13 protein-coding genes are annotated in these 14,980 nt (G+C 71.1%); 11 read left to right on the top strand and 2 right to left on the bottom strand.

All coding sequences use genetic code 11. The features are described from left to right. Positions 1 to 136: 136 nt before the first annotated feature. The gene (locus tag ACFXOM_RS26400; protein WP_384942638.1) at positions 137 to 850 is read right to left on the bottom strand and encodes a bifunctional DNA primase/polymerase; all 714 of its coding nucleotides are present in this window, start codon (positions 848 to 850) and stop codon (positions 137 to 139) included. A gap of 409 nt (positions 851 to 1,259) precedes the next feature. Here ACFXOM_RS26400 and ACFXOM_RS26395 point away from each other — a divergent pair, with 409 nt between their 5' ends. Both ACFXOM_RS26395 and ACFXOM_RS26390 read left to right on the top strand, forming a co-directional pair. Next, positions 1,260 to 2,783: a PP2C family protein-serine/threonine phosphatase gene (locus ACFXOM_RS26395; RefSeq protein WP_384942637.1), complete on the top strand. Its 1,524-nt coding sequence runs from the start codon at positions 1,260 to 1,262 to the stop codon at positions 2,781 to 2,783. Between the two features lie 169 nt (positions 2,784 to 2,952). Then, positions 2,953 to 4,446 carry an aminopeptidase P family protein gene (locus ACFXOM_RS26390; protein WP_384948420.1) on the top strand — a complete coding sequence of 498 codons (1,494 nt, stop codon included), beginning with the start codon at positions 2,953 to 2,955 and terminating at the stop codon, positions 4,444 to 4,446. A gap of 90 nt (positions 4,447 to 4,536) precedes the next feature. Here ACFXOM_RS26390 and ACFXOM_RS26385 read toward each other — a convergent pair whose 3' ends face one another. Further along, on the bottom strand, positions 4,537 to 4,977 hold the full coding sequence (locus ACFXOM_RS26385; protein WP_384942633.1) for an ATP-binding protein: 441 nt from the start codon (positions 4,975 to 4,977) through the stop codon (positions 4,537 to 4,539). A gap of 214 nt (positions 4,978 to 5,191) precedes the next feature. Between ACFXOM_RS26385 and ACFXOM_RS26380 the strand changes: the two genes are divergently transcribed. From ACFXOM_RS26380 to ACFXOM_RS26340, 9 genes are all read left to right on the top strand, one after another. Then, positions 5,192 to 5,995, top strand: coding sequence for a hypothetical protein (locus ACFXOM_RS26380; protein ID WP_384942631.1), 804 nt, complete (start codon positions 5,192 to 5,194; stop codon positions 5,993 to 5,995). A 112-nt stretch (positions 5,996 to 6,107) separates the two neighbouring features. Further along, positions 6,108 to 6,842: a YcnI family protein gene (locus ACFXOM_RS26375; RefSeq protein ID WP_384942629.1), complete on the top strand. Its 735-nt coding sequence runs from the start codon at positions 6,108 to 6,110 to the stop codon at positions 6,840 to 6,842. A 34-nt stretch (positions 6,843 to 6,876) separates the two neighbouring features. Further along, positions 6,877 to 7,539: an SCO family protein gene (locus tag ACFXOM_RS26370; protein ID WP_384942627.1), complete on the top strand. Its 663-nt coding sequence runs from the start codon at positions 6,877 to 6,879 to the stop codon at positions 7,537 to 7,539. Beyond that, complete coding sequence (locus ACFXOM_RS26365; protein ID WP_384942625.1) at positions 7,536 to 8,003, top strand: copper chaperone PCu(A)C; 468 nt, start codon at positions 7,536 to 7,538, stop codon at positions 8,001 to 8,003. Before ACFXOM_RS26370 ends, ACFXOM_RS26365 begins: the two co-directional genes overlap by 4 nt. Before the next feature lie 23 nt (positions 8,004 to 8,026). Further along, a complete protein-coding gene (locus tag ACFXOM_RS26360; protein ID WP_385039579.1) occupies positions 8,027 to 10,036 on the top strand; it encodes a copper resistance protein CopC in 2,010 nt (669 codons plus the stop codon). A gap of 13 nt (positions 10,037 to 10,049) precedes the next feature. Next, positions 10,050 to 11,273, top strand: coding sequence for an iron uptake transporter deferrochelatase/peroxidase subunit (efeB, locus tag ACFXOM_RS26355; protein WP_384948426.1), 1,224 nt, complete (start codon positions 10,050 to 10,052; stop codon positions 11,271 to 11,273). A 45-nt stretch (positions 11,274 to 11,318) separates the two neighbouring features. Next, positions 11,319 to 12,254, top strand: coding sequence for a prephenate dehydratase (gene pheA / locus ACFXOM_RS26350; protein WP_384942619.1), 936 nt, complete (start codon positions 11,319 to 11,321; stop codon positions 12,252 to 12,254). A 576-nt stretch (positions 12,255 to 12,830) separates the two neighbouring features. After that, complete coding sequence (gene serS, locus ACFXOM_RS26345; protein WP_384942617.1) at positions 12,831 to 14,108, top strand: serine--tRNA ligase; 1,278 nt, start codon at positions 12,831 to 12,833, stop codon at positions 14,106 to 14,108. Further along, positions 14,105 to 14,908, top strand: coding sequence for an HAD family hydrolase (locus ACFXOM_RS26340; protein ID WP_384948428.1), 804 nt, complete (start codon positions 14,105 to 14,107; stop codon positions 14,906 to 14,908). Before serS ends, ACFXOM_RS26340 begins: the two co-directional genes overlap by 4 nt. Positions 14,909 to 14,980 lie beyond the last annotated feature (72 nt).

Here is a 14,980-nt window from a genome sequence, read left to right as displayed (position 1 = left end):
CGAACCGCCACGGGTGTGCGGTGTTCTCGTCACGCCGTCATCCGGGTGGCACGTCGACGGCAGCGGCCTCGTCCCGAACGGGGCCGCGGCCACCGGCGGGGCCGTACCGCCGGCTGCACGGAACCGAGAGCGACGGTCAGTAGGCGAGCTTCGAGTCGTCCCCGGCTTCGGGCGGGGTCATCCCCCCGAACGGCGCACTGACGCTCGCCTCGACGAGGGCGTCGACGACCGCCTCGACGTCCGGCAGCCACGGCCGAGCGGACCCGGGCAGTGGTGCCCGCTCCCAGCGGACCTGCCCCGTGCCCGTCTCGGAAGGAGGCAGCATCAGGTATCCGCCCCCGCCGTGGAAGCGCAGCGAGCTGGGCACCCAGTCCTTGGCGTGCAGCAGTTCGCCGAGTTCTTCCATGGAATACGGGGCGACGAACAGCGACCAGCGGGTCGGAGTGGCCACGACCGGGCCGAGCCTGACGCCCTTCCGGTCGAGCGCAGACAGTGCACGGGCCCCGGCGACGGCGGGCAGGCTCACTGCGCAGGGCGCGCGGCCTCCCGTGGCGAGCACGATCGGCGCCGCGGGCCGCCGTGTCCACCACCAGCGCACCATGCGCTCGTCGGTGGTCGCCGCCAGGAGCCCCGGGTCGAAGGGGTGGGCACCGGGTACCACGCAGTCGGGGTCGGGGCAGGCACAGCCGCGGCCGCGGTCGGCCCGCCCACCGGCGGACTTGAGTCCCACGCCGGGCAGCACGGGCCACTTCCACGCGGTGGCGCAGGTCAGCGCCGCGTCAAGCTGAGGAGCAGGCCTCCCCTTGCGCCAGAACCGGAGCCTGCGTCGCCTTCCGAGGATCTCGCGCATGAGCGCTCGTTCCTTTCCGTTGAACGCCGAGGTCCATCACACCATGTGTGCATCACTTCACTGTGCGTACAAGCGACGTCTCGCCACCCACGCCGCAGGCATGGGCGGTCCCATGGGCTGTGTCCATTAAACGCATGGCGAGGGGTGGCGCGCGCCTGGCGCTTACTGTCCCGCTGTACCTGTCCCGCCACTGGGGATGGGGGCGGCGACCCACGGCGGTTAAGACGCCCGGGGCCTCCGCCAGGTTCCAGGGCTGTCCCAACTGCCCCTGGCCATCACCGTTTACGTACCCATCACGCTCGGAATGACGCCCTGTCGAACGGCTCCAGTCGACCGCAAATGGATGCCATGGGGGGCATTTTTAGGCCAAGTTAGTAGCGCCTCGGACACCAGTATTCCCGCTAGGACAATACTGGACATCCCCCTTTGTGTGCGTGTAGATGTGGATGCATTGGTAGCGACGCAGATTGACATGGGGGTTTGCGATGCTATTGGCCAGAACGCGCCAGCCGGAAAGCCGGCTGCCATGAGCACCCCTCACCTGCCGAAAGTGGCTGGAATCGATTCAGCAGTTCCAGCGCCGACGCACACTGCCACGTCTCTCGCGCCCGCTCCCACCCCGACCACCGCCACCGGCGCGGTGATCCAGGACCGGCTGGCCGGCTGGGTCTCCGATCTCACGACCCTCCACGAGCTCACCGAACGCCTCACCAGAACCGGAGGGCTCGACGAGGCCCTCCACGAAGTCCTGCGCGCGGGCGCCGCCCTGGTCGGCGCCCACCGCGGCATGGTGGTCTTCGAACCGGCCGACGGCGGCGGGCCCGCGGCCACCATCGGCCTCGGCCTCGCCCACGCCGACCTCGGCCACATCGAGACCGTCCCGCGCTCCGCCACCGGGTACGGCCGGATCCTGGACGGCGGGAACGGCACGGTGCCGGCCGCGGTCGCCCAGGCCGACCTCCTCCACGACGACACACTCGACCCGCGCCACCGCGAGGTCGCCGCCCGACTGGGCTACGCCGCGAGCTACGCCCTCCCGATCGCCACCGAAGCGGCCGGCCGGCTGGGCGTGGCCGTCTGGTTCTACGACGAACCCGCCGAACCCGCGGAGCGGCAGCGCCATCTCGTCGGTGTCTACGGCCGCTACGCCACCGAGCACCTGGCGCGGCTGCTGGAGCTGGAGCGGGCCCGCCGGCAGATGGCCACGATCGCCGACGAACTGCTGCCGAGCCGGCTGCCCCGGGTGCCGGGGGTGCGGCTCGCGGCGCGTCATCTCAGCGGACCGCGCGGCGGTGGCGAGTGGTACGACGCGCTCCCGCTGCCCGAAGGAGCGCTGGGACTCGCCGTGGGTTCGGTGTCCGGGTCGGGCCCGAGCGCCCTGGCCGCTATGGGCAGGCTCCGGGCGAGCCTGCGCGCGTACGCGGTGATGGAGGGGGAGGATCCCGTTGCCGTGCTCTCCGACCTGGAGTTGCTGCTGCGGCTGACGGAACCGGCCCGTTCGGCGACCGCGCTGTTCGCGTACTGCGAACCGATCGGGACCCCGCAGTCGCCGGGCCGGGGCACCAAGGTCGTGCTCGCCGGAGCGGGCCACGCCCCTCCCCTGGTCGTCGGGGAGTGCCGCACGGAGTTCGTCGAGACCTCCCTGTCGGCGCCGCTCGGCATGCTGGCCTGCTGGGAGGCGCCGAGCGTGGAGTTCTCCCCGGCTCCCGGAGAAACGGTGCTGCTGTACACCGACGGATTGCTGCGGCGGACGGGCGACCCGATGGACCGGGCGTTCGCACGGCTGCACTCGGCGGCGGCGAGCGTGCCGAGGGCCGTGCGGGACGATCCGGGGGCGGTCGCGGACCACGTACTGCGGACGATGCTGCCCGGCGTCCCGGCCGGCGGGGACACCGGCGAGGACGTCGTCATGCTGGCGGCCCGTTTCGCGTAGCCCGCGGAACCGCCGGGGATTCCGCGGATTCCGGCACGGTCCGGTCGTGCCCGGGGGCCGTGCGACCGCGGGCCCGTCCGGCCGGGGTGCCCCAGCGCCACGGGCACGTGTCCGCACGACCGTACGATGTGTGAAGGGTTCAGCATCGTACCGATGAGGAGGCAGACCCGTGGCAGAAGAGCTCATCCCGGAGACCCCGGAGACCGAGTTCGATGGTGCCGCCGACGCAGAGGCGGACGCCGAGGAGCCGATCAAGCAGCGCAAGAACGGCCTGTACCCGGGGGTCTCCGACGAGCTCGCGGAGAACATGAAGTCCGGCTGGGCCGACACCGAGCTGCACGGCCTGGAGCCGATCGCACAGGCGGGGCACACCGCGCGCCGCCGTGCCGCCCTCTCCGCCCGTTTCCCGGGCGAGCGCCTGGTGATCCCGGCGGGCAACCTGAGGACCCGGTCCAACGACACCGAGTACGCCTTCCGCGCCTCGACCGAGTACGCGTACCTCACGGGTGACCAGACCCACGACGGCGTGCTGGTGATGGAGCCGACCGCGGACGGGCACGAGGCGACGGTCTACCTCCTGCCCCGTTCCAACCGCGAGAACGGCGAGTTCTGGCTGGACGGCCTCGGCGAGCTGTGGGTCGGCCGCCGCCACTCGCTGGCCGAGGCCGGGCAGCTGCTGGGCATCCCGGCCAAGGACGTCCGCGAGCTGCCGCAGGCCCTGCGCGAGGCGACCGGGCCGGTGCGCGGCGTCCGCGGTCACGACGCGGGCATCGAGGCCGCCCTGACCGACAAGGTCACCGCCGAGCGCGACGAGGAGTTGCGCTGCTTCCTCTCCGAGGCCCGTCTGATCAAGGACGAGTTCGAGATCGCCGAGCTGCAGAAGGCGTGCGACTCCACCGCCCGTGGCTTCGAGGACGTCGTCAAGGTCCTGGACCGGGCCGAGGCGACCAGCGAGCGCTACATCGAGGGCACCTTCTTCCTGCGCGCCCGGGTCGAGGGCAACGACATCGGTTACGGCTCCATCTGCGCGGCGGGACCGCACGCCACCACCCTGCACTGGGTGCGCAACGACGGTCCGGTCCGCTCCGGCGACCTGCTGCTGCTCGACGCGGGTGTGGAGACCACCGAGCTCTACACCGCCGACGTGACGCGGACGCTGCCGATCAACGGTCGTTTCAGTCCCCTGCAGCGCAAGATCTACGACGCCGTGTACGAGGCGCAGGAGGCCGGTATCGCCGCGGTGCGACCCGGCGCTGACTACCGCGATTTCCACGACGCGGCGCAGCGCGTCCTCGCCGCCCGGTTGGTGGAGTGGGGCCTGCTCGGCGACCTCGACGTCGAGAAGGTGCTGGAGCTGGGTCTGCAGCGCCGCTGGACCCTGCACGGCACCGGTCACATGCTCGGCATGGACGTCCACGACTGCGCGGTCGCGCGCCGGGAGACGTACGTCGACGGCACGCTGGAGCCGGGCATGTGCCTGACCGTCGAACCGGGTCTGTACTTCCAGGCCGACGACCTCACCGTCCCGGAGGAGTACCGCGGCATCGGCATCCGGATCGAGGACGACATCCTCGTCACCGAGGACGGGAACCGGAACCTGTCGGCCGCGCTGCCGCGCCGTGCCGACGAGGTCGAGGCGTGGATGGATCGGCTCAGGGGCTGAGCCTGTCGCGCCGCGCACGGTCCGGCACCGCGGGATTCACGGCACGCGGCCGGCGACGGCAGCGTGCACGGGCCTGGGAGGACGCCCTGATCAGACCACTCTGAGCAGGGCGTCCTCCCGCCATTTCAGCATCTTGTCGAAACTCACCACGGCGCCCCGGCCCGGCCTGTTCCTGAGGTAGACGTGGTCGGCCAGCTGTTCGATGAGGCAGAGGCCGCGGCCGCTCTCCGCGGACAGGGCGGGCACGACCGCCCGGGGATAGTCGGGGAAGCCCGGCCCCGCGTCGGACACTTCGATGCGGCACTTCTCGCCGTCCAGGTAAGCGGTGACCCGGTACGCCTCCGAAGCACCGGCCCCCGCGCGCCCTCCGTGTTCGACGGCGTTGGCGCACGCCTCGCTCAACGCGACCGAGAGGTCGTACGAGATGTCGGGGTCGACGCCCGCGGTCTCCATGGCGCCGAGGAGGAGTCGCCGGGCGAGCGGGACGCTCGCTGCTTCGCGCCGCAAATGGAGAGTCCACCAGATGCTCATGCTCCAGCCTCCTGGCTGCGGCTCGACATACCGATACGTATTGCCCCTGGATCACGTTCGTAAGCGCGGAGTTGACGTGATTGCCCTCATTCGGCGGATGTCGCATCTCCCCGTGCCGGTGTATGTCCACGCCATGCATCCGCCCGGGCCCCAAACGTGACCTTCCGGACCTGCCGCACCGAGCCCAGGGGCGCAGTGCGATGATGGCGCGGCCATGTCTGCACATCCGTCGGCCCCACCCGCCGACGCACCCGGAGCCGGTCCACGGCTGCTGCGGGCCGCGGTGTTCGCCGCGGTCTGCGTCGTGCTGTCCGCGCTGGGGCATGTGCTGGCGGCGTGCGCCACCGTTCCCTGGTGGTCCCTGCTCGGCGGATTCCTGCTCGTGTTGGCGGTGGCGGCGCCGCTGGCGGGACGCACCCGTTCGCTGCCCTTCACCGTCGGCGCCCTGACCATGGGCCAGCTCGCGCTGCACACCCTCTTCGGCGTCGCCCAAAGCCAGCTCGTGGTGTCCCCGAGCGCGGACGACGCACTGATCAGGACGGCGGCCAAGCTCGTCTGCGGCGCGGGGGGCAACTCGCTCAGCGTCGCGGACGCCCAGCGGATCATCGTCGGCGCGGGGATCGACCCGGCCGCCGCGGTGCACGCTGCGCACACCGGGCACGGGATGGCCGAGCCCGCCGGCCTGCTCCCCGGTCTCCCGATGGTCCTCGGCCACCTGCTGGCCGCACTGGCGGCCGGCTGGCTGCTGCGGAGCGGTGACCTCGCGCTGTTGAAGCTGGCCGCGCTCTCCTCCTACGACGCCACCGCCGCGGTGACCGAAGCAGCCCCGGTACGCGCCCTGCGCGCCGCCCTCGTGCTCGTGCGTGCGCTGCTCGCCGGACTTCCCGGCGCGCCCGGAACCACCGGTCCGCGCCTCGTCGTTGCGGGCTCCGACGACTCCCCGCCGAAGGCAGCGGGAGCAATCCAGCACACGGTGATCAGGCGCGGGCCACCCGCCCGCCACGTCCTCGCAGCCTGACGCGGCCCACGCGACGGAAGTCACAGGACTCCCGGGCGCGGTGGTGCCGCGGCGTCCGCGCGCATCCTCGCGCGCCGGATCCACCCCTTATCTGCTCCCGTGGAGTCATCTCATGAAGCTTTCGCGTCTCGTCGTCGCCGGTGGCATCGCCGCCTCCTCCGTCGTCCTCCTCTCCGGCACCGCCTTCGCGCACGTCAGCGTGCAGCCGCAGGGCGCCGCGGCCAAGGGCGGCTACGCCACCGTCAACTTCAAGGTCCCGAACGAGCGCGACAACGCGTCCACCGTGAAGCTGGAGGTCACCGTCCCCGCCGAGCACCCGCTTTCCTCCGTGATGCCGCAGCCCGTCCCCGGCTGGAAGGCCGAGGTCACCAAGACCAAGCTCGCCAAGCCCCTGGACGTGCACGGAAAGCAGATCACCGAAGCCGTCTCGAAGATCACGTGGACCGCGGACGGCGGCAAGATCGCCCCGGGTGAGTTCCAGCAGTTCCCGGTCTCGCTCGGCAGACTGCCCGAGGACACCGACAAGCTCGTCTTCAAGGCGCTCCAGACGTACGACAACAAGGAGGTCGTGCGCTGGATCGAGGAACCGAAGGAAGGCGCGGCGGAGCCGGAGAACCCCGCTCCGGTGCTCGCCCTCTCGGCCGCCTCCACCGACGACCACCACGGTGGCGCAGCCGCCGACGGCAAGGGACACGACGACGAGAAGGAGCACGCGGCGGAGGACGAGACCGAGGCCGCGGCCGGATCCTCCGACACCACCGCCCGTGTCCTGGGTGTCGTCGGCATCCTCGTCGGTGCCGCCGGAGTGGCCTTCGGCGTGCTGGCCGGCCGCCGGCGAACCGCCTGATACCCGCACCCCACCCCCTTTTGGACACATCGCCATGCGCTACAAATCCGTGACGGCCGCCGCCCTGGCGGTGGCGGCCGCACTCACCCTCACCTCCTGCGGCTCCGGCAGTGACGGCGCGGGCGGCGACAATCCCGTCGCCGACGTCTCCGCACCGAAGAAGACCAAGGCCGCGACCGTCCTCGACCAGCCCTTCGAGAAGCCGAACCTCGTGCTGACCGACACCAAGGGCAAGAGCTACGACTTCCGCGAGCAGACCAAGGGCCTGCCGACACTGATCTACTTCGGCTACACGCACTGCCCTGACGTCTGCCCGCTGACCATGAGCAACATCGCCGTCGCCAAGAAGCGGTTGCCCAAGGCCGACCAGGACAAGCTCCGGGTCGTGTTCGTCACCACCGACCCCGAGCGCGACACCCCTGCCGAGCTCGGCAAGTGGCTGCCCTCGGCGGGCGATCCGTCGTTCACCGGTCTCACGGGCGACTTCGCCACGATCCAGGCGGGCGCACGTCAGCTCGGCATCGGGATCGACCCGGCCACGAAGGGGAAGGACGGCAAGGTCGTCTCCATGCACGGCGCCCAGGTGATCGCCTTCTCCCCCAAGACCGACCAGGGCTACGTCCTATACGGGGAGGAGACGACGGCCGAGGACTACGCCAAGGACCTGCCGAAGATCATCAAGGGGGAGACCCCGTGACCCGCCCACGCACTACCGCCCTCGCCTCGGCCGTGACGCTCGCCGCCGCTCTGGCGCTGGGCGGCTGCAGCTCGTCCGACGACGCCGACGCCAAGCCGAAGATAGAGGTCACCGGGGCCTTCATGCCGCAGCCGGTCAACACCGAGATGGCCGGCGCCTTCATGACCGTGACCAACGACGGCGGGGTCGGCACCAAGCTCACCGGGGTCACCAGCGACCTCTCCGACGACGTGCAGATCCACGAGGCCAAGAACCAGACGATGCGGCAGGTGCAGTCCTTCGACCTGCCCGCCCATGGGGCGCTGAACCTGGAGCGCGGCGGCAGCCACATCATGTTCATGGGTCTCAAGCACCAGCCGGAGCCCGGTGAGAAGGTGACCGTGCAGCTGCGCTTCCAGGACTCCGACCCGGTCACCGTTGAGGTTCCGGTGAAGGAGCGCACGTACAACCCGAAGCACCACTGACCGGCTGACTGAGGGACCGACACATGCCTAGAGCCACCGCCCCGCGCTTCGGGACCGGGGGAGGTGCCCTGGTGAGGCTGCTGCTCGTTGCCGGGGCGCTCCTCGGCGCGCTGCTCTCGGGCGCCGCGCCGGCGAGCGCGCACGCCGCGCTGACCGGGAGCAGCCCGAGGGACGGGGCGGTGCTGACCGCCGCCCCCAAGGAGGTCACGCTCACGTTCTCCGAGCAGGTGGCCGTCGGGAACGACTCGATCAGGGTCCTCGACCCGAGGAGCAAGCGGGTCGACACCGGAGCGCCGCGCGACCTGAGCAGCGGGAACGTCGTCACGTACGGGGTCGGCCTGCAGTCCGGACTGGCGAAGGGCACGTACACCGTTGCCTGGCAGGCGGTGTCCGCGGACAGCCATCCGGTCGCCGGGGCGTTCACCTTCTCCGTCGGCGCGCCCTCGCGGACGGCGGTTCAGCTGCCGCAGCAGAACCCCGGCGGCGGGCCCGTCGGCGTGCTCTACGGGATCGCCCGGTACGCGGCGTACGCCGGGTTCGTGGTACTCGTCGGCGGTGCCGCGTTCGTGCTGGGCTGCTGGCCGCGAGGCGCGGGCGCACGGCCCGTGCAGCGGCTGGTGGTCGGCGGCTGGGTGGCTCTCACCGGGGCCACGCTGGCGATGTTGCTGCTGCGCAGTGCGTACACCGGTTCGGGCGGGCTGGGTGACGTGTTCGACCTGGCCGGGTTGCAGGCCGTGCTCGCCACCAAGACCGGGGCGGCGCTGGTCTCGCGGTTGCTGCTGCTCGGTGCGTCGGCCCTGTTCGTCGCCGTGCTGTTCGGGGCGTTCGCCAAGCAGGCGGAGGCATCCGCCGGCGACGACGTGCGGGACGGGGACGACGACGGGGACACGGGCGGGCGCGTCGGCAGCGGCACGGACCTCACCTTCGGGCTCGGCATCGGCGGCACGGTCGTCGCGGCCGGCATCGCGGCCACCTGGGCACTGTCCGAACACGCCTCGACGGGGCTCCAGCCGGGCATCGCCATGCCGGTGGACGTGCTGCACCTCCTGGCCGTCGCAGCATGGCTCGGCGGTCTGGCGGCCCTGCTGGTGGCGCTCCACGGGACACCTGCGGTCGAGCGCAGCGCGGTGCTCCGGTTCTCCCGGGTGGCGTTCTGGTCGGTCGTGGTGCTGGCCCTCACCGGGCTCTACCAGTCGTGGCGGCAGCTCGGCTCGTGGTCGGCGCTGACCGACACGTCGTACGGCAGGCTGCTGCTGCTCAAGGTGGCCCTGATCGCCCTGCTCGTCGGCATCGCGTGGGTCTCCCGCCGCTGGACGGCGCGGGTGTCGGACGCTGCGGCCGGGGGCGGCCCTGACTCTGCCGGAAAGGACGCAGAACCGACCGGGAAGGAGCAGCCGGGCGAGGTGCCGGAGACGGGCGGGAATCCGGACGCCGGCGAGGCGGCGGCCGTGGACCCCGAGCGCGCCGCCCAACTGGCCCGGCAGAAGACCGCCGTGGCGACGGCCACCCGCAAGCGGCTCAAGGAGGCCGACGCGGAACGCTCCGGGCTGCGTCGCTCGGTGCTCGCCGAGGCCGGTGTTGCGGTCGTCGTGCTGGCCGTGACGACGCTGCTGACGTCGACCGAGCCCGGGCGCACGGAGGAACTGGCGGCCAACGCGGGCGACCCGCGGGCCGCCGCACCCGCGCCCAGCCGTCCCGTCGACATCACCTTGCCCTTCGACACCGGTGGCAAGGACGGCAAGGGCACGGCACGCCTCAGCATCAGCCCGGGCGGCTCCGGCGCCAACGAGCTGCGGCTGTGGGTCAAGCGGCCCAACGGGCGCCCGCTGGACGCCCCCGAGGTGAAGGTCTCCTTCACCTTGACCGCGGAGAAGATCGGTCCGCTGCCGGTCACCCCCGACCGCATCGCAGTGGGCCAGTGGAGCGCGCGCAACCTCCAGATCCCGCTCCCGGGTGAATGGCGGGTCCAAATCACCGTACGGACGTCGGACATCGACCAGGCGACCGTCGACAAGAACGTGAAGATCGGCTGACGTGGGCAGGGGTATGAGCGACAACGACATCTCGCGGCGCAGACTGCTGGGCACGGTGGGCGCCGCCGGCGCGACCGGCCTGGTCCTCGGCGGTGCCGCCGGATACGCGGCGACGGGCGGCGACCCCGCGACGGCACTGACGACGGTCGGCTCCGCCTCGGTGCCGTTCCACGGCGCCCACCAGGCGGGCATCACCGATCCGCTGCAGGCCCGCGGTCACCTGGTCGCCTTCGACCTGACGCCGGGCGCCGGCCGCAAGGAGGCGGCGGCCCTGATGCGCCGCTGGTCGTCGACGGCGGCCCGGCTGATGGCGGGCGAACCGGCCGGTAGCGGCGACACGGGCGTCGCGCTGGACGCCGGCCCGTCCTCGCTGACGATCACCTTCGGCTTCGGTCGGAGCTTCTTCGACCGCACGGGGCTGGCGGCTCGGCGCCCGGTGGAGCTGGACCCACTGCCACCGTTCTCCGCCGACCAGTTGGACGCCCGGCGCTCGAACGGCGACCTGTGGGTGCAGATCGGCGCCGACGACGCCCTCGTCGCCTTCCACGCGCTGCGCACGGTGCAGAAGGACGCGGGCACCGCCGCGCGCGTGCGCTGGCAGATGAACGGCTTCAACCGGTCGCCGGGCGCCACCGCACGCCCGATGACCGCCCGCAATCTGATGGGTCAGATCGACGGCACGGGCAACCCGAAGCCGTCCGAACCCGATTTCGACAGCCGCGTGTTCGTACCGTCCGACGGGCAACATGCGTGGATGGCGGGCGGCTCGTACGCCGTCGTCCGGCGCATCAGGATGCTGCTCGACGACTGGGAGAAGCTGTCGCTCAAGGACCAGGAGCTGGTGATCGGGCGGCGCAAGTCGGACGGTGCGCCGCTGACCGGGGGCAGCGAGACGACCGAGCCGGATCTGGACAAGTTCGGCCCGGACGGGACCCTGGTGATCCCGGACAACGCGCACGCCCGGATCTCCGCTCCGGAGCAGAACGCCGGTGCGGCGATGCTGCGGCGGCCGTTCTCGTACCACGACGGGATGGCGGCGGACGGTACCCCGGACGCCGGCCTCCTCTTCGTCTGCTGGCAGGCGGACCCGCTGAAGGGCTTCGTTCCGGTGCAGCGCAAGCTCGACCGGGGCGACGCCCTGTCGACGTTCATCCGCCACGAGGCGAGTGGTCTCTTCGCCGTACCGGGCGGCCCGAGGCCGGGTGAATACGTGGGTCAGCGGCTTCTGGAGCAGTGAGCGATCAGGAGCGCACCGGGGGTGTGGCGCACTAGGGTGACGGGTATGTCGGCGACTCGCTTCACGTATCTCGGCCCCGAGGGAACCTTCACCGAGGCCGCCCTGCGCACGCTCCCGGAGGCCGCGACCCGGGAGCTCGTCCCGATGGTGTCGGTGCCCGCCGCGCTGGACGCCGTGCGCCACGGGGAGGCTGCGGCTGCTCTCGTGCCGATCGAGAACTCGGTGGAGGGCGGCGTGACGGCGACCCTCGACGAGCTGGCGTCGGGCGAGCCGCTGATGATCTACCGCGAGGTGCTGCTGCCGATCTCCTTCGCGCTGCTGGTGCGGCCCGGCACGAAGATGTCGGACGTGAAGACGGTGACCGGCCACCCCGTGGCGCAGCCGCAGGTGCGGAACTGGCTGCGCGCCCATCTGTCCGACGCCGTGTGGGAGTCGGCCGCGTCGAACGCGGACGGTGCGCGGCTGGTCCAGGAAGGCCGGTACGACGCAGCGTTCGCAGGTGAGTTCGCGGCGGCGACGTACGGGCTCGAACCGCTGGTCACCGAGATCCACGACGCGGAGAACGCCGAGACGCGCTTCGTCCTCGTGGGCCGCCCCGCCCGGCCCGCGGCACCGACCGGTGCGGACAAGACGTCGGTCGTCATCTGGCAGCGCCATGACCACCCGGGCGCACTGCTGGAGCTCCTCCAGGAGTTCGCGGTGCGGGGGGTGAACCTGATGCTGCTCCAGTCGCGTCCGACCGGGGCCGGCATCGGCAACTACTGCTTTGCCATCGATGCCGAGGGTCACATCGCGGACCGGCGGGTGGGTGAGGCGCTGATGGGGCTGAAGCGGATCTGCCCCGAGGTGCGCTTCCTCGGCTCGTATCCGCAGGCGGGGGCGGCTCCGGCGAACGTCCGTGCGCCGCGGCCGGGCACTTCGGACCAGGCGTTCGTGGAGGCGGCGGACTGGCTGGCGCGCTGCCAGGACGGGCGCTCGTAGGACCGTACGCCGCCACTTCGGTCGTATCTGCGCACTTTTTCGTTACCCACAGAAGTTATCCACAGGCTCCCCCGTGGCCTGGGGACAAGTCGACACGACAGTCCGGCATGGTCGACAAATCGCCCCACTCCCCCACCTCACCCCACAGGGGGTCGACAGTGACCGTGTCACCTCAATTCCATTGATCAACTCTTTGAGGCGAAGAATTCCCACCCGAACGAGTGCGCGGAAGGGGTTTGCCAGGGATGACTCGGGGCTCGAACAAGCCCCTGGGAATGATCAATTCTGGAATCCACAGACCGTACACACAGCCTGTGGATAACCTTTGGCAGTCACCCCGCTTCTGTGGACAACGAAAGATCGAGAACTCCGGCCCGCACGACATCGGAGTCAAGATCACGTAAGGTGGATGCCCCATTTCGGCGACCAAGATCCCCATATTGACGGATGCCCCCTCATCAGCAGGCATTAATCCGGTCACCTTTCCCCCTTTCCCAATTCCGGCAATTCGACCCAAAGGGATGGGGTGTCGATAACGAGTGGGGAGGCGGGAGCCCGCACCGGTAGCCTGGTGGGGTGATTGACCTTCGCCTGCTCCGTGAGGACCCCGACCGTGTTCGCGCCTCCCAGCGCTCCCGTGGAGAGGACGTCGGGCTCGTCGACGCCCTGCTCTCCGCCGATGAGCGGCGCAGGTCGTCGGGCGTCCGCTTCGACGAACTCCGTTCCGAGCAGAAGTCGCTCGGCAAGCTCATCCCCAAGGCCTCCCCGGACGAGCGCGCCGAGCTGCTGAAGAAGGCCGAGCAGCTGAAGGCCGACGTCAAGGCGGCCGAAGCCGAACAGAACGAGGCCGACGAGGAGACCCGAAGGCTGCTCATGCAGCTGGGCAATCTGGTCCACCCCGACGTCCCGGTCGGCGGCGAGGAGGACTTCACCGTCCTCGAGACCCACGGCACGATCCGCGACTTCGCGGCCGAAGGCTTCGAACCCAAGGACCACCTCGAGCTCGGCGAGGCCCTCGGCGCCATTGACGTCGAGCGCGCCGCCAAGGTGTCCGGCTCGCGCTTCTACTACCTGACGGGCGTCGGCGCCCTCCTGGAACTCGCCCTGGTCAACGCGGCGATCGCGCAGGCCACCGAGGCCGGCTTCATCCCGATGCTCACCCCCGCGCTGGTCCGCCCGCGCGCCATGGAGGGCACCGGCTTCCTCGGGCAGGCCGCGGAGAACGTCTACCACCTGGAGAAGGACGACTACTACCTCGTCGGCACGTCCGAGGTCCCGCTCGCGGCCTACCACATGGACGAGATCATCGACGCCGACAAGCTGCCCCTGCGGTACGCGGGCTTCTCGCCGTGCTACCGCCGCGAGGCCGGGACGTACGGCAAGGACACCCGCGGCATCTTCCGCGTCCACCAGTTCGACAAGGTCGAGATGTTCTCCTACGTCGACCCGGATGACGCCGAGAGCGAGCACAAGCGACTCCTGGAATGGGAGAAGCAGTGGCTGAACTCCCTGGAGCTGCCCTTCCAGGTGATCGACGTGGCGAGCGGGGACCTGGGGGCCTCCGCCTCCCGGAAGTTCGACTGCGAGGCGTGGATCCCGACCCAGGGCAAGTACCGCGAGCTCACCTCGGCCTCGAACTGCGACGGCTTCCAGGCCCGGCGGCTGTCCGTGCGCGTGCGCGACGGCAAGCAGGTCAAGCCGCTCGCGACGCTGAACGGCACGCTGTGCGCCGTCCCGCGCACCATCGTGGCGATCCTCGAGAACCACCAGTTGGCGGACGGCTCGGTGCGGGTGCCCGAGGTGCTGCGTCCCTACCTCGGCGGGCGTGAGGTTCTGGAGCCGGTCGGCAAGTGAGCTTTCCGTACCGCCTGATCGCCACGGATCTCGACGGAACCCTGCTGCGCGACGACGAGACGGTGTCGGAGCGCACGCGCTCGGCACTCACCGCCGCCACTGCAGCGGGCGCCGCGCACATAGTCGTCACCGGGCGCGGCGTCCCGTGGGCCCGGCACATCCTGGACGACCTGGGCTACGAGGGGCTCGCCGTGTGCGGACAAGGGGCACAGGTCTACCACGCTGGCGAACACAGGCTGCTGACGTCGGTGACGCTGGACCGGCAACTGGCGGGGATCGCCCTCGCCAAGCTGGAGGCGGAGGTCGGACCGCTGGCCCTCGCCGCCGCGCGCGACGGCCTCGACGGCGACGTGATCGTCGGGCCCGGCTACCGGATGCAGGTGGGCCCGCTCCCCGCGGTCCCCCTCGACGACCCGGCCGAGCTCCTGTCCGCGCCGATCAACAAGGTCTACGTCCAGCACCCCGAGCTCGACGACGACAGCCTGGCCCGCGTGGCGCGCGAGACGGTCGGCACCCTCGTCGACGTGGTGCTGGCGGGCCCGGGGATCATCGAGATGCTCCCCCTGGGGCTGAGCAAGGCCACGGGCCTCTCCCTCGCGGCGCGGCGTCTCGGCGTCAGGTCCGCACAGACGATCGCCTTCGGCGACATGCCCAACGACATCCCCATGTTCGGCTGGGCCGCCCACGGCGTGGCCATGGCCAACGCCCATGAGTCGCTCAAGGCCGTGGCGCACGAAGTGACCGCATCGAACGAGGACGACGGCATCGCCGTGGTGCTGGAGCAGCTGCTCGCGGCCTGACCGCGCGGGCGTCACGGACCGGACCGCCCGGTAACCGCGAGCACTGCCCCCGGTTTGCGCAACCGGGACGGG

It is taken from the genome of Streptomyces sp. NPDC059169, from assembly GCF_042755225.1.
In the GTDB taxonomy this organism is placed as follows: domain Bacteria; phylum Actinomycetota; class Actinomycetes; order Streptomycetales; family Streptomycetaceae; genus Streptomyces.
Note: the sequence above shows the minus strand (reverse complement) of the source record. Positions and strands in the feature narration are given on the sequence as shown.

Coding starts and splice junctions, on each gene's coding strand:
- ACFXOM_RS26400 (WP_384942638.1), bottom strand. CDS start 850: ATGCGCGAGATCCTCGGAAGGCGACGCAGGCTCCGGTTCTGGCGCAAG.
- ACFXOM_RS26385 (WP_384942633.1), bottom strand. CDS start 4,977: ATGAGCATCTGGTGGACTCTCCATTTGCGGCGCGAAGCAGCGAGCGTC.
- ACFXOM_RS26380 (WP_384942631.1), top strand. CDS start 5,192: ATGTCTGCACATCCGTCGGCCCCACCCGCCGACGCACCCGGAGCCGGT.
- ACFXOM_RS26375 (WP_384942629.1), top strand. CDS start 6,108: ATGAAGCTTTCGCGTCTCGTCGTCGCCGGTGGCATCGCCGCCTCCTCC.
- ACFXOM_RS26370 (WP_384942627.1), top strand. CDS start 6,877: ATGCGCTACAAATCCGTGACGGCCGCCGCCCTGGCGGTGGCGGCCGCA.
- ACFXOM_RS26360 (WP_385039579.1), top strand. CDS start 8,027: ATGCCTAGAGCCACCGCCCCGCGCTTCGGGACCGGGGGAGGTGCCCTG.
- efeB (WP_384948426.1), top strand. CDS start 10,050: ATGAGCGACAACGACATCTCGCGGCGCAGACTGCTGGGCACGGTGGGC.
- pheA (WP_384942619.1), top strand. CDS start 11,319: ATGTCGGCGACTCGCTTCACGTATCTCGGCCCCGAGGGAACCTTCACC.